The following is a 21,262-nucleotide window of genomic DNA, read 5'->3' as shown; positions in this document are numbered from 1 at the left end:
TGCATTGAGCAAATCAGTGGTGAATCAGAATGTAGTTTTCATCGTCAGGTACACGGCGCCACGGTCCTCAGTCGTGGCACCACCGCCGGAGAAGGACGAGTAGCCGCCAGCGAAGCAGGCGTAGTTTTCGTTGCCGCTAAAGGCGTTCGGGGTGGAGCCGTCACCGCCGGTCGGGCCGGTACTCACACCGCTGGTGTTGCACTTGTCGGTTTGACCAAAGGAGTCCACGTACTTCAGGTCGACAAAGTATTTGTTGTACACAACGGCACCGACGCCCACGGCATAGTTACCGGTGTCCTTGGCACCGCCACCGGAGACCGGCGATACGCCGTCGAGACCGACGTTGACCGACATCGGCGCGTTGAGATCGACACCCGGGAATACCTGGTACCAGGTCGGTGTGAAGTTGACGGCCAGACCCCAGTTGTCCCGAGTCGGCGCGTCGATGCCGCGATAGCTGCCCTTGCCCTTGTAGAGCGCTTCGTTCTTGCCATCGAGCTTGAGCAGGTTGCTGTAGTACAGCTCGGCAAGCACAGTTGCCTGGTCGAACACCGGCGTTTTCGGCAGGGTCATCAGACCGTTGAGCGTCCAGTGCAGGGTGTCACCGGTGGCGCTCATGCTGTCGCCACGGCTCGGGGTGTCATAGACCACACCGGTGGCGTCCGTACGTGCAGGCAGCAGACCAAGCCCTTGACCCAGGCCCAGCGGGCTGCGGGTACTGACGATCGCCGGGATACTGGCCAGCGGCATGTTGTGACGGACGTTCAGGTCCGAACCCACGCTGATTCCACCCACGTCCTTGGACAAGCTCAGGCCAAGGATCTTGATGTTGTCGGCATAGGCCAGTTGATAGGTGGCGGTGTCCAGCGAATTGAGGGTGTTGATCACCGCAGGCACTTGCCCTGCCGGACGGGTGCCGTTCGGATTGGCCGAGGTAATGCCCCTGGCGTCCAGCCAGGCTTGCGGCAGGATTTCCGAGGTTTCGCGGTAGTAAACGCCGAGGGTGCCATCCAGCCAGGCCGGCGACCATTTGGCCATGATGCCCCAGTCGCCGCTGTCATGCGGCGTCAGGTCCTTGCCACGACGCACATTGGTCAAGGCGTTGCACGGCGCCAGGCCACAACCCAGCGGGCTGCCCGGTACCACGGCGTTGGTGTTGCCCAACAGGAACGATTGCGCGCCGAAGCCGACCAGATCGGAACCACCGTAATAGGTGCCCGCTTCCGGCAGACGCGCGGCATCCCAATTCAGGAAATACTGGGCACCCACGGTCAGCTCGGGATTGACGGTGAACGACATCGACAACTGGTTACGCGGAACGAACAGTTCCTTGGCCTCGGTACCCGGCGACGCGGCAAGCTTGGCCAGGTCGAGGCCGGACTGGCCGTAGCTGACCGAGTGCACCGGGTTGAGAATGGTCTCGCCCCAGAACACGTTGTGCTGACCGGCCTTGGCGCTGAACATCGATTCCTCGCCCACTTCGGTGCTGTAGAACACGAAGGCATCGAGGATTTCGCCCGAAGGACCGCTGTAGTAGCGCTGGGCATAGTTGCTCAGGTGCGGGCTGCCATTGCCGACGTTGTCACGGGTGACCCCGGCCAGGCGCGGGTCGTTGGCAATCAAGCCCGAACGCGCATCGTTGCCGTTGACGAACGGGTTGGAATTGGAACCGGTGTTGTCATAGGCCTTGTCGTACCAGCTGGCGGCGCTGACGCGAAAGCCCATGGCGTTCTTGTAGACCACGTCCATTTCGGTCAACAGGTCGATACGGTTGGTAATGTTGGTACCGGCCTTGCGGAAGTTGTAGTCGCCGTCGTTGTTGTTCGGCGTTGCCAACATGCGTTTGTCGGCACTTTCGGTGCGCACGCCGTAGTTGTACTTGATGGTGTTATCCACGCGTACGTTCCAGTCCGGATTCCCCGTCTCGATCTCGGCCGCATGGGCCACCGGTACGGTTGCCGCAAGAATGGCTGAGGCCAGCAAGGTGCAGCGTGGAGCGGTGAAGCCGTGACTCTTATTGTTGTGCATTGCGTTGTCTCCGCCTTTTTGTCTTTGTTTTAAGCGCAGCCGCCCTCGCGCAAGCCTCTTCGGGTTTGCGTTTAAGGAATGAGGGCAAATGCCGGTTGGCGTACTGCCAGTCCAGCTCCTTGTACTAGCGATCCAGCTCCTGGATAAGTGCTTCAGCTTGCTGCCAATGGCCAAATCCTGCGGCCGGATTGAGATGGCCGACATCGCCCAGATTGAGCAATTCGGCGCCCCAGCCTTCTGCCATGCGGGTGACCGCAGGCAGACTGGCAAGGTGATCGTTGGTGCTGCCGGCCACGATGCTGCGAAATGGCAGCGGGCCTTGTGGCAGAGGATTCCAGCCCTGGCTACGCAGGGTTTCGGACGATGGATAGTTTGACGGCCAGACCGCATCGAGGTCCGGTGGCGCGGCCAGCAAGGCGCCCTTGATCGGACGGCTGTAGTGCGCCGCCCAGTGCGCGACCATCAGCACGCCGGCGCTGTGGGCCACCAGAATCACGGGGCCGTCGATCTGTTCGAGTTCGTGTTGAATCGCCCGCACACGGGCCATGCAATCGAGCTTGTCGGTCTCCAGCGGCGCCACACTGCGCACGTTGCTCAGCCTGGCTGCAAGCAAAGTTTGCCAATGTTCGGCCACGTGCTCGCGCAGACCCGGAACGATCAGAATGGTGGCGGCAGTTTGCAGTTTGTCCACGGTCAGCACCTTCGCTTTCTCGATAACTCGACTGGCTGTTTTCGCCAGAGGCTTTTTGTAGGGTCGACATTAAAGAGCGCCCACCCGAAGCGCTTTACATTGGACGTCAGGCACTTTTCTTTTGATGACAAATTGTAGGACACCAGGACAACGCGACCGTTGGTCGAAAAATCCCGCAGGTTGGCGCAAGGTCACTGTAATCAACGGATGAGCGCTGATGGCTCCATGCAGCGTAGAGGACTGGTGACCGGACAGCATGAAATCCATCAACGACATGACAACTGTTCAACTGTTGATACGCTGGATATAGTCGCCACGCTCACGCCAACCGCCATCGGCCCAGGGAAGACTTTGCATGACCAAGCTTGTTCGCGCCGCCGTCTTGACCAACTACCTGGAGGTCACCCAGTACCTGGGTTTCAACCCGCGCGACGTGCTGGCCGCTGTCGGCCTGAGCAGGGCCCAACTGCAAGCCCCTGAACACCGTATCCAGATCGATGCCGCCGTCCGCTTGCTGGAAGACTCGGCCACCGCCAGCGGCTGCCAGACCTTCGGCCTGAGCATGGCCGAGTCGCGCCAGCTCTCGGACTTCGGCGTGGTCAGCCTGCTGCTCAGCCACCAGCGCACCCTGCGCGATGCCTTGCAGGTCGTGGTGGATTACCGGCACCTGATGAACGACTCGCTGGCGATCTTCATTGAAGAGGCCGGCAAGATGGTGATCATTCGCGAAGAGGTGGTCACCGAATCGCCGATGCCCAGCCGCCAGGCCACGGAGCTGGCCATCGGCGTGATGTTCCGGCTGTGCTCGGCCTTGCTGGGCTCACACTGGCATCCCTACAGCGTCAACTTCATGCACCAGCCACCGGACAACCTGCACCTGCACCGCCGGCTGTTCGGCTGCAACCTGGAGTTCGGCAGCGAATTCAACGGCATCGTCTGCCCTGACGTCAGCCTCGACGTGACCAACCCCAACGCCGACCCGGCCATGGCCCGCTACGCCCAGAGCTACCTCGACTCGCTGCAGAACCACGAAGGCGCCTCGATGCTCTTCGAGGTGCGCAAGGCCATCTACCTGCTGTTGCCCATGGGGCGCGCCACCATCGAGCAGGTGGCCCAGAGCCAGGGCATGAACGTGCGCACCCTGCAACGCCGCCTCAAGGACGATGGCTGTGCGTTCAACGACGTGATCAACGACGTGCGCCGCGACCTGGTGCTGCGTTATCTGGATAATCCGAATTATCCGCTGAGCCGGATTGCCGACATGCTTGGCTATTCGATGGCGAGTTCGTTTACGCGGTGGTTTATCAGCCAGTTTGGGATGCCGCCGGCGAGTTGGCGGGCGCAGAAGCAGGGGGCTGTGAAAGTTCAGGTGGATGCTGCGGGCCAGATTGGTCCAAAAGAGCTCTGATTCGGCAGGACAATCGGAATCTCGGCACCTCTTACTTCGCGCCTCACTCGGTCGCGATATTGAAAAAGTCTAAACAGGATGATGTTTTCGACGATGTCGACCTAGGTGTCCCGACTGCGTAAATGTCGCATTACAGTTCAGTTCGTCGCAGCTATAAGGTCGCTTGCCAGTATGCACTTGACGATGTGAAGTGAGGTGATGCGCAAATCTAAATTTTGCGTTACATCCATCTATCCCACAGTGATAGGGCCGCTCGTCAGAATGCGTTCGAAGATGGAGAGAGAGTCCCCCTTGCTGCTTGAACGCCGCGTTACATCTCGGTGCCGTGCAGTGGTAGGGACGCTCGCCGGTATGCATTCGAAGATGTGATTTCAAATCACCCGATGCGGTAAACGCTTTGCTGCATTCCGGATATCTACAGGCAAAAGGCTTCTCGCCGGTATGCGTTCGAATATGTTGAGTCCGGGCTGTGGTCGTCGTAAATTTTTTTTTACAATTCGGGTCTGTACAAGCGTAAGGCCTCTCACCGGTATGTATTCTCAAATGTTGGTTAAGGTTTCCTTTGTGTCGATAGACTTTGTCGCAGATGGGACAGGTATGTGGGTTTTGCACTCCAGATGAGACACCCGACGGGCCGGGGACGGAAGACGACGGAGCGCCCGTTGTCAGTGGAGCCAACTCTATTTCCTCCAGACCTGAAGGTGCTTCCTGATCCCCTGCCAAGCCTGCAAACGATAACAACCCTGCCTCAGACTCGATGGAACTCACAGACGCTTGGGAGTCGACTTCGAAATTTTCGATAATGGCCGACGGTGCTAATGGAGCGGTGTCCGATTGGAGTTCTTCTGCGATCAAACTCCACATGACCTGTCGATTATCCGACGCCAATTCATCTCTGCTGCGCAACTCTCCGTCAGTGGCTAAAAAATCTGCGACAGACACCTTCATCCGCCCATCGCTGTCAGCGAAACTCACCGGCGAATTCCCGATAAACCCATACAAATTCAACCCATCCACCGCCCCCGCCGGGTCGGGGTTGATCCAGCGGCTCAACCATGGCGCAAAGTAGCGATACCCGTAGTAATACAACCCGGTGGCATCCCGCTCCTTGCCCGAGTAACGAAGGGTTTTCCAGGCGCCACTCTGATCGCGGTGGTCCTCCCACGCCGTGCCGCCGAACGGGTAATACGCTTCGCGGCTTTGCACATTGGCCTGTTCATCCAGTTCCAGCGTGCCGGAGCCCAAATGGTCGGTCAGGTGGTAGCGCAACGCAAACGCAGGCGCGTGCGGCCCTTGCAGCCATGTCACCCGATTGCGTCCGGCCTCCAGGTCGAGTGCCTGGTGCGTCGGGGTGCCGTTGCGAAAGTGGATTTCCAACCCCGGCAGGTAGCGCACTTCGGTGGTTACGGTTCGAACGTCGGTCAGGGCGGTGCGGACTTTGCGCAGGCGTTTGCCTCCGCCGCCGTAGAGGTAGCGTTCGGTGTCGTCGGCTTCGTTTTCGCGTTGTACCGGCGAAACGCTGGCGAGTTGGTTGCGCCAATCCCAGGTCATGGCTTGGCCGCGCTGCAGAAAGCGCAGGTTGCCATTGCGGTCGAAGTGGCTATCGAAATCCGGCGGCTGGTCATCCTCAAGCAGGCTGCGATTGCTGTTCGGGTCGACGGCCCAGCGCCGGGTGTATGGCTGCGCGCCGAGGTGCCGCAGTTCGGTCATGTTGCCAGCGGAGTCGTAGGCGTAGTCCTCGCGGTAGTTCACCACGACGTTGGCGTCGCTCGAGGTGCGGTAATGGGCGATTGGATAAGAAACGGCTTGCTCGGCTTCCCAGCCGGTGGCGCTGATCAACTGGCCGAGGCTGTCATAGCCGAAGGTGCGCCGTGCCTCGACCAGTTGGTTCTTATGGAAACGCACGGGCAGCGCGCGGTCGTCAATCTCAAGGATATTGCCGACCGCGTCGACTTCATAACGCAGATCCTGCAAGGGTGACGCGCCGGGCAATCCGGCGGCCAAGCGCAGCAAACGCCCGTCGTTGGGTGCGTACTCGGCCTCAGTCACCACGCCATTGCCCGCGGTTTCCCGTTCGACCTGATCGCTCGGGTTGTAGCAGATGTCGTGCACCAGGCACTGTCCCGGCGCGGGGCTATTCGCCGGTAGCAGCCAACCGGCCTTGAGCTGGCCCGCCACGCTGTAGCTGAAGCGCCGACGGTGGCCGTTGGCGTCGGTAAGGCGCAGCAAATCCCCGGCGGGGTTGTAGGCCCAGCGACTCTCGAACCCCATCCCGGATTCAAGTAGTGCCTCACGTGCCGACTCGTCCAGCGGCCAATCGGGCGTGCCCAACTCAGTGAGAAAGTGGCTGATTTCACTCCGTGCCAGCCCCAGCACATCGTACTCGGGCATATGCCGGGTGCCGGCCGGGTCGTCGTGGCGAATCAACCGACCACACTGATTGCCAACCTCAATTTCGGCGGTGCCATACTCGAAGCGTTCGACCACCCGCACCGGCTCACCCCGCGCCTGTTCCATCACCGCCGTTGGACGCAGCGACGTGTCGTATTCATGGTCCTGCCGCGTGCCGCGACTGTCCCAAAGGCTCAGGTTTTTTTCCGCTTGCCCCCACAACGAAACACGCCAGCCGGCATCGACGCTGTCTGTCGCGAGCGTCTGCCCGTTCAGGCTGTAGTGATGCTCCAGCGCCGGTTTCGACAACCGCGCATCCCACTGCTCAACCCCTCGCCCCGCCGCATCAAACACCTTCCGCGTGACCCGCGCCTGCGGCGCTTGCCCAGTCTGCGCACGCCAGTAGCCCACGCCGCGCACAGCGAGCCCTCGCGGATCCATGACCGCGAGGGTGGGTGTTGCGTGGTGCACACCGGGATTGTTCATAGGCTCTGGATAGCATTCGCTGTCGGCTAGCGTCTACTGTCAGAAATTACAGGTTGGTGGAAAAAACCCTTGATTGACCGCCATAAAAAAACGGCGACTGCTGGTACAGTCGCCGCGAAAGACCGGTGCTTGTAGCACCGGTCTGGAGCCCCACGGCATGAGGAGTCAACGCCGTGCAGCCCTGCCATAAAACGTAAGGGTGTGACGCGTTCAGAGCCCCCAGCGCAGCAACAAGAGCACCAGCACGACCAGGAACACCGTCTCCCCGACCATCAGCAGAATCGGTTTGATCCCGACCGCCGCCAGCTCCTTGAGCCGGGTCTTCATGCCCAGGGCACTGATGGAAATCACCAGGCACCAGCGCGACAGTTCGTTGACCGAGCCTTGCACCGCAGGCGCAATCCATCCGGTGCTGTTGATACAGGCCAGAATCAGAAAGCCGACGGCGAACCACGGCAACAGCGGCGGGCGCTTGCCGGTCGGATCGGCGCCTTGCATGCGGGTGATCATCGCCGCGGTGACGATCACCGGCAGCAGCATCGCAACGCGCATCAGCTTGACCACCGTGGCCGTGTCGCCGGTCTCGGTCGACATGCTGTAGCCGGCGCCGACCACCTGGGCCACGTCGTGGATCGTGGCGCCGAGGAACACGCCCGCCACCTGCGGCGACAACTCCAGCCAGTTGGCGATCATCGGGTAGACGATCATCGCCAGAGTCGACAGCGCCGACACGCCAATCACTGTGAACAGGGTCGCCCGCTCTTTCTGCGGATGGTTCGGCAGTGCCGCCGCCAGTGCCAGGGCCGCCGAGGCGCCACAGATGGCCGTCGCGCCGCCGGTGAGCATACCGAACAGGCGCTGGAAGCCCAGGGCCTTGGCGGCGATCACAGACACGCTGATGGTCACCACCACCAGGATCACCACCAGCGCAATCGGCTTCCAGCCCAGCGCCGCCATTTGCTCCAGAGTGATGCGCATGCCCAGCAACGCCACACCGATGCGCAGCACGGTGCGGGCGGTGAACTCGATGCCGGCCTTGCAGGGGCCGTCATCGGCGAGAAAATTCAGGGCCATGCCCAGCAGCAAGGCAAACAGCATGACCGGCGCACCGTAGTGCTCGGACAAGAACGATGCGGCAGCTGCAACGATCAGACTGACGATAAGCCCCGGTGCCAGTTCGCGCGTGCGAGTGTGGATACGGGTGAGAGCAATGGCGCTCATGGCGCGGACTCCTCGGATGCGATGACGATAAACGCCTGGCCGTCGATGATCTCGACCGGGTAGTTGGTGACTTTGACCAGGGTGGAATTGAGCATGTAGCCGCTGCGTAAATCGAAGCGCAGGCCATGGGCGCAGCATTGAATCACCCGCCCCTCAAGACGCCCGCCACACAACGAGGCGCCCTGATGCGGGCAGCTGTCGTCGATGGCAAACAGCTGCCCGTCGACGTTGAACAACGCCAGGCTTTTGTCTTCGAACTCGTACAACGCTCGGCCACCGGCCTGCGGGTGCTTGCCGGCTGGCACGGGAATGCGCCGGGTCATGCTGGCTGCCGCTCGCGATCACTGTCTTTCAGTGCCTGGCTCATGGCTGCGAGCAATGCCTCGGCAGGTTGCGCGCCCACGACCGTCATGCGGCGGTCGAACTGAAAACTCGGCACGCCACTGCTCGCGCCGGGAGATCCTTCAAACGGCGTGGCATCGCCCTTCAGGCAATCGAGTACCCCGTCCGGGGCGACGCCGCAGGAGCGGGCAATGGCAAGCAAGGTCTCACGGCAACCGAGGTTTTCGCGTCTCAGGAAATAAGCGGCGAACAGTCGTTCGAGCAACATTTCACGCTGACTGGCATTGCCCAATGCGCTGGCACGCTCGAACAAGCGATGGGCGTCGGCGGTGTTGGGCATCGTCTCGATACGGCTGAGGTCGATGGCCAGTCCAACCGCCCCGGCAGCCTGCTGTACCTGTTTCTGGCGCATGGTCATTGCGTCGGCATTGCCCAGACGCTTGCGGTAGAAATCGGCGAAGGGTTCACCTTCTACCGGTATCTGAGGCAAAAGCTGCACGCCATGCCACACCGTGGTGATCTGCACATCCGGGTAGCGACTGCGAAACTGCACCTGCGCATGCTCCAGTTGGCGTTTGCCGATCAGGCACCAGGGGCAGATAAAATCGAAAAACACATCAATACGTAAACGACGACTCACAACTTCACCTCTATCCCGGCTGCACTGACGGGCTCAGGCACGCTCTGACCCTCAAGCCGGGCGATATCTTTGTGGTAATGACACTTGGCATAAAAGAACACCGCTGCCGCCGCGAGGCTGACCAGTGGCACCAGTTGAAACGCGGCATGCAGGCCGATGAGGTCGGACACACGGCCAGTCAGGAACGGCCCGGGTGCCAGCCCCAGCAGGTTATTGGCCAGGGTCAGCGTGGCGAACGCCGTACCGTGGACGGAGTAATGGGTCAGGTTGGCAACCATCGCACCGGCGGGGCCAGTGGTGCCGGTGGCAATCGCCATGCCCAGACAGATCAGCGCCAGTTGCACAGGCCCTGCCGACAATGCGAACGCTGCCGACAGCAGCAGGCAACTGCCCAGGCAAAAACCAATGGCCAGGCTGACCTTGCGCTCCGGCGAGTTCCGACACAGGCGGTCACTGAGCATGCCGCACAGGATCATCCCCGCGCCGCTGCACAACACGATGATCGCCGCCATGCCACCGGCCTTGTCGGTGGGCATGTCGTAGTAGCGGTTGAGGTAGCTGGGAATCCACACCATCACCGTACCGCCGACGAACAACTGCAAACCGCTGGCGACGTAGGTCGCGACCACCGAACGGCTGGACCACAGCGTGCGCAGCGGACGCTTGACCGCGGCAGCCGTCTTGTTCGCAATCTGCGCGGCACGTTGTGGCGCAATGCGCGCTTCCTTGACGATGAGCGGATAAAGCATCGCCAGCACCAGGCCAAACAGCGACATGCCGGCGAACGACCAGCGCCAGCCCAGCTTGGCGGCAATCGCACCGCCCAAAGCCATGCCCAACACCGAACCGAACATGCCGCCAGCCATGAAGGCGCTGGCCAGGGTGGCGCGCATGTGTTTGGGGAACACCGAGATCACCACGGCGATGCCCACGCTGCCGTAGGCGGCTTCGCCGACGCCGACCATGAATCGCGCGATGAACATCTGCTGGTAGTCCTGGGCCAACGCGCAACCCAGGGTCGCCACGCTCCACAGGAACGCCATCAGCGCCAGGCTCTTGACCCGGCCGAAACGGTCAGCCAGCAACGACAGGGGAAACGTCAGCAGGCCGACCATCAGGGCAACGATGCCGCTGAGCAAACCCAGCTGTCCGTCGCTCAACGCCCACTCAGTCTTGAGCAACGGGAATACCGCGTTCAGCACCTGACGCGACATGTAATCGGAAATCAACAGGCCGAACGTCAGTGCAAAGACGATCCAGGCATATTGGCGCGCAACGCCGACGCAACCTGCGTCGTCATCGTCGGCGGCGATTGGGTGAAAGGCCATGCAGCCTCCTCAAAGCTTTGTTTTATTGTTGTTATCAAGCGTTTGCAGTGCGGTGGACGAGAGGTCACGGCCTCTCGTCCCCGACTACAGGTCAGCCGCGTTGCGGCACACCTTTCTGCCCAGCCTTGCGGTTGGGGGCCATGCCGTTGGCCAACAGGGTTTCCTCGATGGTTTCGTACTGCACGCCGATGCGGTAAATCTCGCGGGCTTCTTTGCCGGTGGCGATTTCACGGCCCAGTTCATGGGCAATGCGCACGGTTTGCTGGATCTGTGCCACCGAGCCGAAACGGTCGCCCTTGTGGTCAATGATAGTGTCTTCGTTGCCCACACGCGGGTGCATGCCCATGGCCATCGACATGGTGTTGAACGGCATGACGTTTTTCAGCAGCGATTCGGAGGTCAGGGTGCAACCGTCCGGCGCGCGGTGGATGAAGTTGAAGAAGTTGAACGGGTTCGGGCCATCGAAACCGCCGCCGATGCCGATCCAGGTCAGGTTCAGCGGGCCCTTGTAGATGCCCCTGCGCACCAGGCGCTCGAGGGTTTCCATGGCGTGCATGCCGGTCAGCTGGAAGTGTGGCTGGATGCCGTTGTCCATCAGGCGCTTGAGGTGCTCGGCAACCCAGGCCGGGCCTGCCGGTACGGTCATCTCGCTATAGGCAGCCTGGGTCATCGGGTTGGCCAGGGAGGTGCCTTCCAGGTATTCCGGATACAGCAGCTCCATGATGTTCATCTGGGTGGTGTTGATCGCCACCGTGACCTGATCCGGTTTCGGCGTCAGCTCGGCCAGCATGTGGCGGGTGTCGTCGGACAGCCACTTGGCCGCTTCGCCATCGCTTTCCGGGGCGAAGGAAATCGAACCGCCGACCTGGATGATCATGTCTGGCACGGCTTCACGCACACCGGCGATCAGCTCGTTGAACTTCGACAGGCGCTTGGAGCCCTTGCCGTCCAGTTCACGCACATGCAGGTGCAGCACGGTGGCGCCGGCTTCATAGCATTCGACCGCTTTCTGGACTTGCTCATCCATGGTCAACGGGATGTCTTCCGGGAAGTCTTCAGGCATCCATTCCGGGCCGTACGGGGCCACGGTAATGACTACTTTTTCCATGTTTTCCGGGTGCAGGGAATCGTCGAAGAATTGCATGGTTACTCCAGTTCTTATGCCAGTTCTTATGATTGTCCCGCCCACCCGGGGTCGTGCCGGGCAGACGTGTTTACGAGTGCGAATGCTGCGAGTGCGAATACAGGTGACGTTCGATCAGTACGTCTTGTCGCCGATAATCCCGGCGCGCTCCATCTTGCGATGGCACGGCGGGTAATCCATGACGGCGTAGTGCTGGGTACTGCGGTTGTCCCAGATGGCAATGCTGTTGGGCTTCCAGCGCCAGCGCACCTGATACTCAGGGATGTACGCCTGGCTGATCAGGTAGCGCAGCAACTCGCCGGCGCCGGGGTTGGCGTCCTGACCGAAGCGCACCCGCTCGGGGGTGTGGTAGTTGCTGAAATGGGTGGTGAAGGCGTTGACGAACAGCACCTTCTCGCCGGTTTCCGGATGGGTGCGCACCACCGGGTGTTCGGCGTCCGGGTACATCGCCTTGAGCGCCAGGCGTTTTTCAATCGGCATGGCGGCACCGAAGCTCGCTTCGATGCTGTGGCGGGCACGCAGGTCGGCGATCTTGACCTTTACGTCTTCCGGCAAGTTCGCATAGGCCTGGACCATGTTGGTCCACATGGTGTCGCCGCCCACTGGCGGGCATTCCACGCAACGCAGCACGCAGCCCATCGGCGGCGCCTCGCGCCAGGTGGCGTCGGTGTGCCAGGCGTTTTCGTAGCGGTCCATCGGCTGGTCCGGATTCTTGTAGATTCGCACCAACCCCGGATGATCCGGATCGCTGCCGGCCACCGGATGATCTTCCAGCTCGCCGAAGCGTCGGGCGAAGGCCACGTGCTCGGCGCGGGTGATGTCCTGGTCACGCAGGAACACCACGCGGTGCTTGAGCAACTGGGCACGAATCTCGGCAAACAGACCGTCGTCATGCACCGCGTCGGCCAGGTTGACGCCGATCAGTTCGGCGCCAATGCTGCAGGTCAATTGTTCGACTTTCATGGCTGGCTGCTCCTTAAATGACGAAAATCGACGAACCGGTAGTCTTGCGAGATTCAAGGTCGCGATGGGCCTGCACGGCATCCTGCAAGGCGTAGTGCTGGTTGATCTCGATCTTGATCCGGCCGCTGCCGACGTGGTCGAACAACTCGCCAGCCAGCGCGGCTTTTTCCGCAGGGTCGCTGATGTAGTTGGCCAGGGCCGGACGGGTCAGGTACAGCGAACCTTTCATCGCCAGCATCACCGGATCGAACGCCGGGATCGGTCCGGATGCGGTACCCACGCAGACCATCAGGCCACGGGGTTTCAACGAATCCAGCGAACCCATGAAGGTGTTCTTGCCAACGCTGTCGAACACCACGTTGACGCCCACGCCATCGGTCAGTTCGCGAACGCGAGCGGCGACGTCTTCATGGCTGTAATTGATCGTATGGTCGCAACCGTGAGCCCGGGCGATTTCCGCTTTTTGCTCGGTCGAAACCGTGCCGATCACGTTCAAGCCCAGCAGTTTGGCCCACTGCGAAACGATCAAACCGACACCGCCAGCGGCGGCATGCAACAGGATGCTGTCGCCCGGTTTGAAGTCGTAGATGCGGCGCATCAAGTAGGAGGACGTCAAACCGCGCATGGTCATCGCGGCAGCGGTCTCGAAGCTGATGGTTTCCGGCAGCTTGATCAGCGGCGCGGCCGGGATCAGGCGCTCGGTGCTGTAGGCGCCGAGGGTGTTGAGGAAACCGGTATAGGTGACACGATCACCGACCTCGACGTTGGTAACCCCTTCACCAACGGCCTGGACTACGCCAGAGGCCTCGACGCCCATGCCGTTGGGCATCGGAATCGGGTAGGTGCCGTTGCGGAAGTAGGTGTCGGCATAGTTCAGGCCAACCGCCACATGACGAAGGCGAACCTGACCCGGACCGGGTTCGCCGACTTCGACGTCCTCATAACGTAGAACTTCGGGACCACCGGTTTCGTAGAAGCGTACGGCTTTGGCCATTTTTCTTATTCTCCAATCTGCAATATGGGCGTGTTGCATCGAATTGCGCTGATTGGACTGTAGGACGAGGCCTGTCGGGACGCTTCTCATCAGACGACAATGGCTTTTCATTTGGTGACAGGCGGAAACGGGATCGTCTAGCCGGTCCCACCGCCACCTGCGCTATCATCGCCCGCTTCCACGCCCCAAGAGTCTTGAACCCGGATGTCCGACACGCTGCCACTGCCCGACGATCACCAAGCCCTGCCGCCAGTCCTGGCCGGCCCGCTGTTGCGGCGTCTGGAGCCCACGCGGCTGGTGCTGTGGCTGGTGGGTTCCCGGGCGCTGACACTGACCTTGCGCTTGCAGGGCGTCGGCGATATCCGTCTCGATGCCGGGCAATGCACGGTGATTGCAGTGGGTGCCCATGCCTTTGTGCACTTGATCGATGTGCAACTCGATGGCGCCCTACCCTGCGATGAATCGATCGACTATGACCTGCTGATCGATGGCACAGAACAAGGCATCGCTGACTGGGCGCCGCACCTGCTGTATGGCAACGCCCGTTGCCCGAACTTCGTCCTGCGCGCACGGGTCGACCAGTTGCTGCACGGCTCTTGCCGCAAGCCTCATCACCCGGCGACAGACGGCTTGCTGTGCGTCGACCGGTTGCTGGCGCAGGAACACGCCGCGAAGGACCGCCCGGCACTGCTGATGATGACGGGTGATCAGGTGTACGCCGACGATGTCGCGGGGCCGATGTTGCGGGCGATTCACGCCTTGATCGAGCGCCTGGGCCTGTTCGGGGAACACCTCGAAGGCGCGGTGGTCAGCGACAGCGCCAGGCTCTACGAGCATCCGGCCAGTTACTACCACCGCGCGGATCTGCTGCCGGCACTGCAAAGCAATGAAACCCTGCGCGAGCGATTTTTCGGTGGCGCGCGCAAGCCGATTTTCACCAGCAGCAGCGCCGACAATCACCTGGTGACCTTCGCCGAAGTCATGGCCATGTATGTGCTGGTCTGGTCGCCAGTGCCCTGGACCCTGATCGCGCCCCAGGCACCGACACTGACGCCGGAACGGCTCAAGCGCTACACCCTTGAACAGACGCGCATCGATGCCTTCAAGGCAGGCCTTGGCAACGTCGCGCGGGCGCTGGCGCATCTGCCGACGCTGATGATTTTCGACGACCACGACATCACCGATGACTGGAACCTTTCCGCGCAATGGGAGGAAACGGCCTACGGCCATCCGTTCTCCCGGCGCATCATCGGCAATGCGTTGCTGGCGTATATGTTGTGCCAGGGCTGGGGCAACAATCCAGATGCGTTCACTGCCGCGCTGAAAAAGGCCGGTGCGTTGAGCGCCAGCACTCACCAGAGTCACCTCGACAGCACGGTTCAGGATGATTTGATCAGTGATCTGCTGAAGTTTCAGCACTGGCATTACGTGCTGCCGACCACCCCGGCCATGGTGGTGATCGACACCCGCACCCGGCGCTGGCGCAGCGAAATGAACCTCAAGCAGCCTTCCGGTTTGCTCGACTGGGAAGCCCTCAGCGAACTGCAACAGGAACTGCTGGACCACCCGAGTGCGATCATCGTTTCGCCCGCGCCGATCTTCGGCGTCAAGCTGATTGAAACCGTGCAGCGGGTATTCAGCTGGTGCGGTTTTCCACTGCTGGTGGACGCGGAAAACTGGATGGCCCATCGCGGCGCGGCACAGGTGATCCTGAACATTTTTCGCCACTCGCGCACGCCGGGTAACTACGTGGTGCTGTCGGGCGATGTGCATTATTCCTTCGTCTACGAAGTGCTGATCCGCCACCGCAAGGCCGGGCCACGCATCTGGCAGATCACCAGCAGCGGCATCAAGAACGAATTCCCCGCCACCCTGCTTGAGTGGTTCGACCGCCTCAACCGCTGGCTGTACTCGCCACGCTCACCGCTGAACTGGCTGACAAAGCGTCGACGCATGCGCATCGTGCCGCATGTTCCGGAGCATGCTGAAGCGGGTGAGCGGCTTTGGAATTCAGCGGGGATCGGGCAGGTGTTCTTTAATGAAAAAGGTCAGCCGCAGGACATTTTTCAGCACAACTCCAATGGCTCGCCGAAGACACGGATGGTGGCGCCCGAAAGCGACGAGTGATCACAAAAAACTGTGGGAGCGCGCTTGCTCCGGGCGGCGTACCGACGATTGCAATCTGTCAGTCACTTTAGTGGTGACTGTCACACCGTCATCGCGAGCAAGCTCGCTCCCACAATTGATCGGAGTCGCTCATGGACCTCACCCGAACCCTGATCATCGGCAACTCCGGCTCAGGAAAGAGTTGGCTGGCCGAAAGAATGGCCGGACACCTGCAAGTGCCATGGCTCGATCTGGATTCGATTCACTGGCTGTCGGACGAGCACAGCATCGCCCGTTCCCGTTCACAGGCACTGGGCATGGCGCGGATCGCGGCCGATGAAGAGCGCTGGCTGATCGAAGGGGTTTACGGCTGGATCGTCAGCGAAATCCGCCGCCGCGCCACCGCGTTGATCTGGTTGTGTATTGATGACGTTGATTGCGTTGCCAACATTCGCCGGCGAGAAGCCAACGATGACGAACGGCTGGCTGCAATGCTGGAATGGGCTGGCAGCTATCGCACCCGTGATGATTCAAGTGGCTTTGCCGCGCATCAGCGGTTGTTCGAAGGGTTTGCCGGATCCAGGATTCAACTGATGGATCGGAAGGAAATCACCGACTTCGCTTCAGAAGTCGGAAGAATACCGATCAGTTAGGACGCAAACCTGTGGGAGCGAGCTTGCTCGCGATAGCGTACTTTCAGCCAACAACGATGTTGACTGTGCAATCGTCATCGCGAGCAGGCTCGCTCCCACAGGTTTTGCGGTGCCCAAGGTGAGTATTTCAAACCTCTTTCACCACGCAATTCACCCCTCTGACAATCATTTCCACCTCCCGCTCATCAATGGTCAGCGGCGGTAGCAGGCGGATGGTCTTGCCCCGCGTGACGTTGATCAGCAAGCCGTGATCCCGGGCGGCGATCAGGCTCAGGTCGCGGATCGGTTGCTTGAGTTCGATGCCGATCATCAGGCCTTGGCCGCGGATTTGCGAGACGTTCGGGTTGCCCGCCAGTTCTGTGCGCAATCTTTCGAGCAGGCGCTCTCCCTGAAGCCGGGCGTTTTCCAGCAGGCCTTGTTCTTCAACGATATCCAGCACGGTGCATCCGACCCGGCAGGCCAGCGGATTACCGCCGAAGGTGCTGCCGTGGCTGCCCGGCGTGAAGAGTTCGGCTGCCTTGCCACGGGCCAGGCACGCGCCGATGGGCACGCCGTTGCCCAGGCCCTTGGCCAGGGTCATGACGTCCGGGACGATGCCTTCGTGCTGGAACGCGAACCACTGGCCGGTGCGGCCGATGCCGGTCTGGATTTCATCGAGCATCATCAGCCATGAGCGCCGGTTGCACAGTTCGCGCACGGCCTTGAGATAGCCCGGTGGCGCCAGTTGCACGCCGCTTTCGCCCTGGATCGGCTCCATCAGGATCGCCACGATCCGCGAGCCAAAGGCCTGTTGCACCTTGTCCAGCGCGTCGAGGTCGCCGAACGGCACTTTGACGAAGTCCCCCGGCAGCTTGTTGAAACCCAGGCGCACCGCCGGGCCATCGCTGGCCGACAAGGTGCCGAGGGTGCGGCCATGGAACGCGTTCTCCATGACCACCACCAGCGGCTGCTCGATGCCCTTGTGCCAGCCATGCAGCCGGGCGATTTTCAGCGCGGTTTCGTTGGCTTCGGCCCCGGAGTTGTTGAAGAACGCCCGGTCCATGCCCGCCAGCCGCGTCAGTTTCTGCGCCAGCCGCTGTTGCCAGTCGATGCTGTAGAGGTTCGAGGTGTGCAGCAGCAACCCGGCCTGTTCAGTGATGGCGGCGACGATTTTCGGGTGAGAGTGGCCGACATTGGTCACTGCCACACCGGCGACCGCATCCAAGTATTCGCGACCGGCCTGATCCCACAGGCGAGTGCCCAGGCCCTTGTTGAAACTCAGGGCCAAGGGTTGGTAAGTGCTCATCAGGCAGGCGGCGGTCATGACATCAAGCTCCAGCAAGGGTCGGTGTTTTTGCAGTATGGTTAGCCACCCGAGCTGGATAAACACCGTAAAACTTCAATCATTTAAAAGCAGAGCTTGATAATGGATCTGTTCCAGGCAATGACCGTCTACGTGAAAGTGGTGGAGACCGGCAGCATGACCGCCGCTGCCTTGCAGTGTGAAATGTCCACGACCATGGTCGGCAACCACCTCAAGGCCCTGGAGCAACGGCTGGGTGTGCGCTTGCTCAACCGCACCACGCGGCGCCAGCGGCTGACCGAGTTCGGCGCCGCGTATTACCAGCGCTGCCTGGAAGTATTGGGGTTGGTGGCCGACTCCGAGCGATTGGCCGAGCAGGCGCTGGACGAACCGAGCGGCATCTTGCGCATCACCGCGCCCCTGACCTTCGGAACCGAACGCCTGGCGCCGGCATTGAGTGAGTTCAGTCGGCAAAACCCGCGGGTGAAACTCGACGTGGTCCTGACCAACCGACGCCCGGATCTGCTGGAAAACGGCCTTGATGTAGCGTTTCGCCTCGGGGCGCTGGAGCCCTCCAACCTGATCGCCCGCCCGCTGATCGACTACACCCTGACCATGTGTGCCTCGCCGGAATATCTCGCACGGCGAGGCACACCGCAGACTCCTGAAGACCTGCGACTCCACGACTGCCTGTCCTTTGCCTATCCGGCCGGGGATGACTGGCAATCGGTGCAAAAGGAATGGCGCCTGGCCGGTCCCGATGGCGAAGTCAGCGTGGGGGTCGGCGGACCGATGCTGATCAACAGTTCGGCCGGCCTGCATCAGGCGGCGCGAACAGGCATGGGCATCGTGATGATGCCCGACGCCCTGGTCGAGCAGGACCTCAAGGACGGAAAGCTGCTCGCCCTGATGCCCGACTACTGCCCGCCCAGCCGCCCGATGCACCTGGTCTATGCCCAGGATCGCCACCGTTTGCCGAAACTGCGGCGATTCGTCGAATTCGCCGTGCAGATGTGGGGCAAGCACTAGCCGGCCGAACAGGCCATGCAGTCGCTGATCGCCATTTACATCCCCGCCTTCACCAGTACCGGCTGTTCCTGATAACGATTCGGGTACAGCTGCTTCAACTGCGCCACTTTCGGCAAATCGTTGATCACGATGTATGGATAGGTCGGATGCTCGGTCAGGAAGTCCTGATGCTCCTCCTCCGCCGGGTAGAAACCATTGAAGGTTTCGAGCTTGGTCACGATCGGCTTGTCGAAAGCATGGGCGGCGTCGAGCTGGGTGATGTAGGCCTGTGCGACCCGCTGCTGCTCGGCACTTTTGGTAAAGATCGCCGAACGATACTGGGTGCCGCTGTCCGGCCCCTGACGGTTGAGTTCGGTCGGGTTGTGCGCCACCGAAAAGTAGATCTGCAGCAAGGTGCCATAGCTGACCTGAGCGGGATCGAAAGTGACTTCGACCGACTCCGCATGGCCGGTATTGCCGTTGCTGACGCGCTCGTATTGCGCGGTATTGGCCGCCCCGCCCGCGTAGCCGGAGACGGCGTTCTTCACGCCTTTGACATGCTGGAACACCCCTTGGACGCCCCAGAAGCAGCCACCGGCGAACACCGCGGTTTCGCTGCGGGCCTGGGTGGTTTCGTCGAGGGCCGGCGGTGGAAGGATTACCCCCTCTTCGGCGCCACCGAAGGAGAAGGCCGAGCATTGGCTGATGATGCCGGCAGCCGCCAGCCCCAGCAGGGTACGGCGCCAGGTAAAGAGTGTTTTCATGGGGCGAACTCCTGAAGCGTTGATAGTTATCAGCCGAAGGTGAAGGCGTAAGCCGACGCACCCGGGTCAAGAAACTCGATACTGAAGGTCCGGTCGATCACGCCGCCGTTCTGGCGCACCAGTTGATACAAGCGCTGGTCGGTCACGGTGCCGCTGCCATCGGGGGCCACGTCCATGCCGTGGTCATCGCCCGGCGCGTTGCCGTCGATCAGCACCTTGAAGCGCACCGGCTTGCCATCGGCGCCTGGGCCGAGCACCAAATGCAAATCACGGGCGTGGAAGCGATAGACGATGCGGCTGGCCGGTGCGCTGGCGGTGGCCCGCTCCGGACCGACATGCCACTGGCCGCCCAGGCTCCAGTCGTTGAGGGCCAGTTGCGCCGGCGGGTTGTAGACCGCGACCTTGTCCGGCACCAACGCGGTTTCCGGCACGAAATGTTCTGCGCGCTGGTAGCCGACATAGGTTTCCGGCGATTGTACGGCGTCCTTGTCCGGGGCCATTTGCACGCCGTCGGCCTTGGCACTGATCAGCCCGTCGGCGACCTTGGCCGCCCCCGCCTCGCGCAGCAATTGCTGGATGACTCGCTCCGATTCGGCGTACTTGCCTTCGCCGAAGTGGTGATAACGAATGCGTCCCTGGGCGTCGGCAAAGTAATGCGCCGGCCAATACTCGTTGTTGAAGGCGCGCCAGATCTTGAACTCGTTGTCGATGGCCACCGGGTAGTTGATGCCCAGGTCTTTCATGGCCTTGGTGACGTTGCTGACGTCGCGCTCGAAGGCAAACTCCGGCGCATGCACGCCGATCACCACTAGGCCCTGATCACGATACTTCTCGGCCCAGGCCTTCACATAGGGCAGCGAACGCAGGCAGTTGATGCAGGAGTAGGTCCAGAAATCCACCAGCACGACCTTGCCCTTCAAGGCTTGGGCATCGAGGGGTGGCGAGTTGAGCCATTGCACGGCGCCCTCCAGTGGCGGCAGGTTGCCTTCGACCGGCAAGGTGCCCGGGGATTTCTCGGCCACTTGCGCCGCGCCCCCGGCGGTCGTGTTTTGCGCCATCATCGCGCCGCTGTTACGCGGTGACTTGCCGCTCAGTTTTTCCACCAGCGCTTGCTCGATACCACCGGTCGATGCCGTGGAGAGCCGCGCCAGAACTCCCGTGTCCAGGCCCAGGGCAATCGCCGCCACACCGGCCAGCATCGCCGCGCCCAGGCCGCGACGCAGCCATTCGCCGGCGCCAATCGAGCGCTTCATCGCGGTGAAGACTTTGCCGCCCAGCAACAAGGCCAGCGCGAGGGACGTGGCGGCACCGGCGGCATACGCCAGCAGCAAAAAGGTGGTTTGAATGCTGGCGCCTTGCAGGGCCGCACCGGTCAGCAGCAAACCGAGAATCGGCCCGGCGCAGGGCGCCCACAACAGGCCGGTGGCCACGCCGATCAGCAACGAAGCAGCGGGACGTGGCCGCGCATCGGCGCCCGCCGCCTCCGACAAACGACTGCCCGCCGCCACCAATGGCCGGGTCAGGCGCTCGGCCAATTGCGGCAGCAACAACGTCAGACCGAACAACGCCACGAACACCAGCGCCAGCCAGCGCCCGTACTGGTTGAGCTGCACCACCCAGCCACCGCCCACCGCCGCCAACGTGGCGACCAGCGCGAAGGTCAGCGCCATCCCCACCAGCAGCGGCAACCCGCTTTTGACGAAGGGTTGCCCGGTGCGTGCGAAGACAAACGGCAACACCGGCAGAATGCACGGGCTGACAATCGTCAGCACACCACCGAGATAAGCGAGGACCAGCAGCCACATGGCGATTA

The 21,262-nt window shown here is 61.6% G+C and carries 17 protein-coding genes; 4 read left to right on the top strand and 13 right to left on the bottom strand.

Translation table 11 applies throughout. The features are described 5' to 3' along the window. Window positions 1-24 precede the first annotated feature (24 nt). Together AC3IT6_RS04685 and AC3IT6_RS04680 are read right to left on the bottom strand one after the other, a co-directional pair. Entirely contained in the window at window positions 25-2,028 is a 2,004-nt protein-coding gene (locus AC3IT6_RS04685) for a DUF1302 domain-containing protein (protein WP_489354451.1), read from the bottom strand. Window positions 2,029-2,152: 124 nt separating this feature from the next. Continuing rightward, window positions 2,153-2,719 carry an RBBP9/YdeN family alpha/beta hydrolase gene (locus AC3IT6_RS04680; RefSeq protein ID WP_489307892.1) on the bottom strand — a complete coding sequence of 189 codons (567 nt, stop codon included), beginning with the start codon at window positions 2,717-2,719 and terminating at the stop codon, window positions 2,153-2,155. Between the two features lie 355 nt (window positions 2,720-3,074). Here AC3IT6_RS04680 and AC3IT6_RS04675 point away from each other — a divergent pair, with 355 nt between their 5' ends. Beyond that, window positions 3,075-4,127, top strand: coding sequence for an AraC family transcriptional regulator (locus AC3IT6_RS04675; RefSeq protein ID WP_489354450.1), 1,053 nt, complete (start codon window positions 3,075-3,077; stop codon window positions 4,125-4,127). Between the two features lie 69 nt (window positions 4,128-4,196). Here AC3IT6_RS04675 and AC3IT6_RS04670 read toward each other — a convergent pair whose 3' ends face one another. The 8 genes from AC3IT6_RS04670 to AC3IT6_RS04635 form a co-directional block, all read right to left on the bottom strand. Then, on the bottom strand, window positions 4,197-7,004 hold the full coding sequence (locus AC3IT6_RS04670) for an RHS repeat-associated core domain-containing protein (RefSeq protein ID WP_489354449.1): 2,808 nt from the start codon (window positions 7,002-7,004) through the stop codon (window positions 4,197-4,199). A gap of 210 nt (window positions 7,005-7,214) precedes the next feature. Further along, window positions 7,215-8,225 carry a YeiH family protein gene (locus tag AC3IT6_RS04665; RefSeq protein WP_056728555.1) on the bottom strand — a complete coding sequence of 337 codons (1,011 nt, stop codon included), beginning with the start codon at window positions 8,223-8,225 and terminating at the stop codon, window positions 7,215-7,217. Continuing rightward, window positions 8,222-8,548 carry a Rieske (2Fe-2S) protein gene (locus AC3IT6_RS04660; RefSeq protein ID WP_489354448.1) on the bottom strand — a complete coding sequence of 109 codons (327 nt, stop codon included), beginning with the start codon at window positions 8,546-8,548 and terminating at the stop codon, window positions 8,222-8,224. The genes AC3IT6_RS04665 and AC3IT6_RS04660 overlap by 4 nt, the downstream gene beginning before the upstream one ends. Further along, window positions 8,545-9,207: a DsbA family oxidoreductase gene (locus AC3IT6_RS04655; protein ID WP_489354447.1), complete on the bottom strand. Its 663-nt coding sequence runs from the start codon at window positions 9,205-9,207 to the stop codon at window positions 8,545-8,547. The genes AC3IT6_RS04660 and AC3IT6_RS04655 overlap by 4 nt, the downstream gene beginning before the upstream one ends. Then, window positions 9,204-10,535 (bottom strand): MFS transporter, encoded by a 1,332-nt coding sequence (locus AC3IT6_RS04650; RefSeq protein WP_489354446.1) that lies wholly within the window; start codon window positions 10,533-10,535, stop codon window positions 9,204-9,206. The genes AC3IT6_RS04655 and AC3IT6_RS04650 overlap by 4 nt, the downstream gene beginning before the upstream one ends. A gap of 91 nt (window positions 10,536-10,626) precedes the next feature. Beyond that, a complete protein-coding gene (locus tag AC3IT6_RS04645; RefSeq protein WP_150727336.1) occupies window positions 10,627-11,679 on the bottom strand; it encodes a beta-keto acid cleavage family enzyme in 1,053 nt (350 codons plus the stop codon). A gap of 114 nt (window positions 11,680-11,793) precedes the next feature. Next, the gene (locus tag AC3IT6_RS04640; RefSeq protein ID WP_150718989.1) at window positions 11,794-12,642 is read right to left on the bottom strand and encodes a TauD/TfdA dioxygenase family protein; all 849 of its coding nucleotides are present in this window, start codon (window positions 12,640-12,642) and stop codon (window positions 11,794-11,796) included. Window positions 12,643-12,655: 13 nt separating this feature from the next. After that, window positions 12,656-13,636 (bottom strand): quinone oxidoreductase family protein, encoded by a 981-nt coding sequence (locus tag AC3IT6_RS04635; protein ID WP_223448320.1) that lies wholly within the window; start codon window positions 13,634-13,636, stop codon window positions 12,656-12,658. Between the two features lie 204 nt (window positions 13,637-13,840). Between AC3IT6_RS04635 and AC3IT6_RS04630 the strand changes: the two genes are divergently transcribed. Then, window positions 13,841-15,763: an alkaline phosphatase D family protein gene (locus tag AC3IT6_RS04630; protein ID WP_489354445.1), complete on the top strand. Its 1,923-nt coding sequence runs from the start codon at window positions 13,841-13,843 to the stop codon at window positions 15,761-15,763. A gap of 131 nt (window positions 15,764-15,894) precedes the next feature. Beyond that, window positions 15,895-16,395 (top strand): P-loop NTPase family protein, encoded by a 501-nt coding sequence (locus tag AC3IT6_RS04625; protein WP_489354444.1) that lies wholly within the window; start codon window positions 15,895-15,897, stop codon window positions 16,393-16,395. A gap of 127 nt (window positions 16,396-16,522) precedes the next feature. Here AC3IT6_RS04625 and AC3IT6_RS04620 read toward each other — a convergent pair whose 3' ends face one another. Then, window positions 16,523-17,698 (bottom strand): aspartate aminotransferase family protein, encoded by a 1,176-nt coding sequence (locus AC3IT6_RS04620; RefSeq protein ID WP_489354443.1) that lies wholly within the window; start codon window positions 17,696-17,698, stop codon window positions 16,523-16,525. 102 nt (window positions 17,699-17,800) lie between these two features. Between AC3IT6_RS04620 and AC3IT6_RS04615 the strand changes: the two genes are divergently transcribed. Continuing rightward, complete coding sequence (locus tag AC3IT6_RS04615) at window positions 17,801-18,706, top strand: LysR family transcriptional regulator (protein WP_489354442.1); 906 nt, start codon at window positions 17,801-17,803, stop codon at window positions 18,704-18,706. A 35-nt stretch (window positions 18,707-18,741) separates the two neighbouring features. On the opposite strand, the gene msrA is transcribed toward AC3IT6_RS04615, so the two are convergent. Both msrA and AC3IT6_RS04605 read right to left on the bottom strand, forming a co-directional pair. Beyond that, window positions 18,742-19,449, bottom strand: coding sequence for a peptide-methionine (S)-S-oxide reductase MsrA (gene msrA / locus AC3IT6_RS04610; RefSeq protein ID WP_489354441.1), 708 nt, complete (start codon window positions 19,447-19,449; stop codon window positions 18,742-18,744). A gap of 29 nt (window positions 19,450-19,478) precedes the next feature. Continuing rightward, window positions 19,479-21,254 (bottom strand): cytochrome c biogenesis protein DipZ, encoded by a 1,776-nt coding sequence (locus AC3IT6_RS04605; protein WP_489354440.1) that lies wholly within the window; start codon window positions 21,252-21,254, stop codon window positions 19,479-19,481. Between the last annotated feature and the right edge of the window lie 8 nt (window positions 21,255-21,262).

The sequence above is a fragment of the Pseudomonas sp. KH_017 genome, from assembly GCF_057840285.1.
Note: the sequence above shows the minus strand (reverse complement) of the source record. Positions and strands in the feature narration are given on the sequence as shown.

Bases quoted from the DNA above. Each gene is read 5' to 3' on its own strand.
- AC3IT6_RS04685 (WP_489354451.1), bottom strand. From the start codon at position 2,028: ATGCACAACAATAAGAGTCACGGCTTCACCGCTCCACGCTGCACCTTG.
- AC3IT6_RS04675 (WP_489354450.1), top strand. From the start codon at position 3,075: ATGACCAAGCTTGTTCGCGCCGCCGTCTTGACCAACTACCTGGAGGTC.
- AC3IT6_RS04670 (WP_489354449.1), bottom strand. From the start codon at position 7,004: ATGAACAATCCCGGTGTGCACCACGCAACACCCACCCTCGCGGTCATG.
- AC3IT6_RS04665 (WP_056728555.1), bottom strand. From the start codon at position 8,225: ATGAGCGCCATTGCTCTCACCCGTATCCACACTCGCACGCGCGAACTG.
- AC3IT6_RS04660 (WP_489354448.1), bottom strand. From the start codon at position 8,548: ATGACCCGGCGCATTCCCGTGCCAGCCGGCAAGCACCCGCAGGCCGGT.
- AC3IT6_RS04650 (WP_489354446.1), bottom strand. From the start codon at position 10,535: ATGGCCTTTCACCCAATCGCCGCCGACGATGACGACGCAGGTTGCGTC.
- AC3IT6_RS04645 (WP_150727336.1), bottom strand. From the start codon at position 11,679: ATGCAATTCTTCGACGATTCCCTGCACCCGGAAAACATGGAAAAAGTA.
- AC3IT6_RS04640 (WP_150718989.1), bottom strand. From the start codon at position 12,642: ATGAAAGTCGAACAATTGACCTGCAGCATTGGCGCCGAACTGATCGGC.
- AC3IT6_RS04635 (WP_223448320.1), bottom strand. From the start codon at position 13,636: ATGGCCAAAGCCGTACGCTTCTACGAAACCGGTGGTCCCGAAGTTCTA.
- AC3IT6_RS04630 (WP_489354445.1), top strand. From the start codon at position 13,841: ATGTCCGACACGCTGCCACTGCCCGACGATCACCAAGCCCTGCCGCCA.
- AC3IT6_RS04625 (WP_489354444.1), top strand. From the start codon at position 15,895: ATGGACCTCACCCGAACCCTGATCATCGGCAACTCCGGCTCAGGAAAG.
- AC3IT6_RS04620 (WP_489354443.1), bottom strand. From the start codon at position 17,698: ATGACCGCCGCCTGCCTGATGAGCACTTACCAACCCTTGGCCCTGAGT.
- AC3IT6_RS04615 (WP_489354442.1), top strand. From the start codon at position 17,801: ATGGATCTGTTCCAGGCAATGACCGTCTACGTGAAAGTGGTGGAGACC.
- msrA (WP_489354441.1), bottom strand. From the start codon at position 19,449: ATGAAAACACTCTTTACCTGGCGCCGTACCCTGCTGGGGCTGGCGGCT.
- AC3IT6_RS04605 (WP_489354440.1), bottom strand. From the start codon at position 21,254: ATGTGGCTGCTGGTCCTCGCTTATCTCGGTGGTGTGCTGACGATTGTC.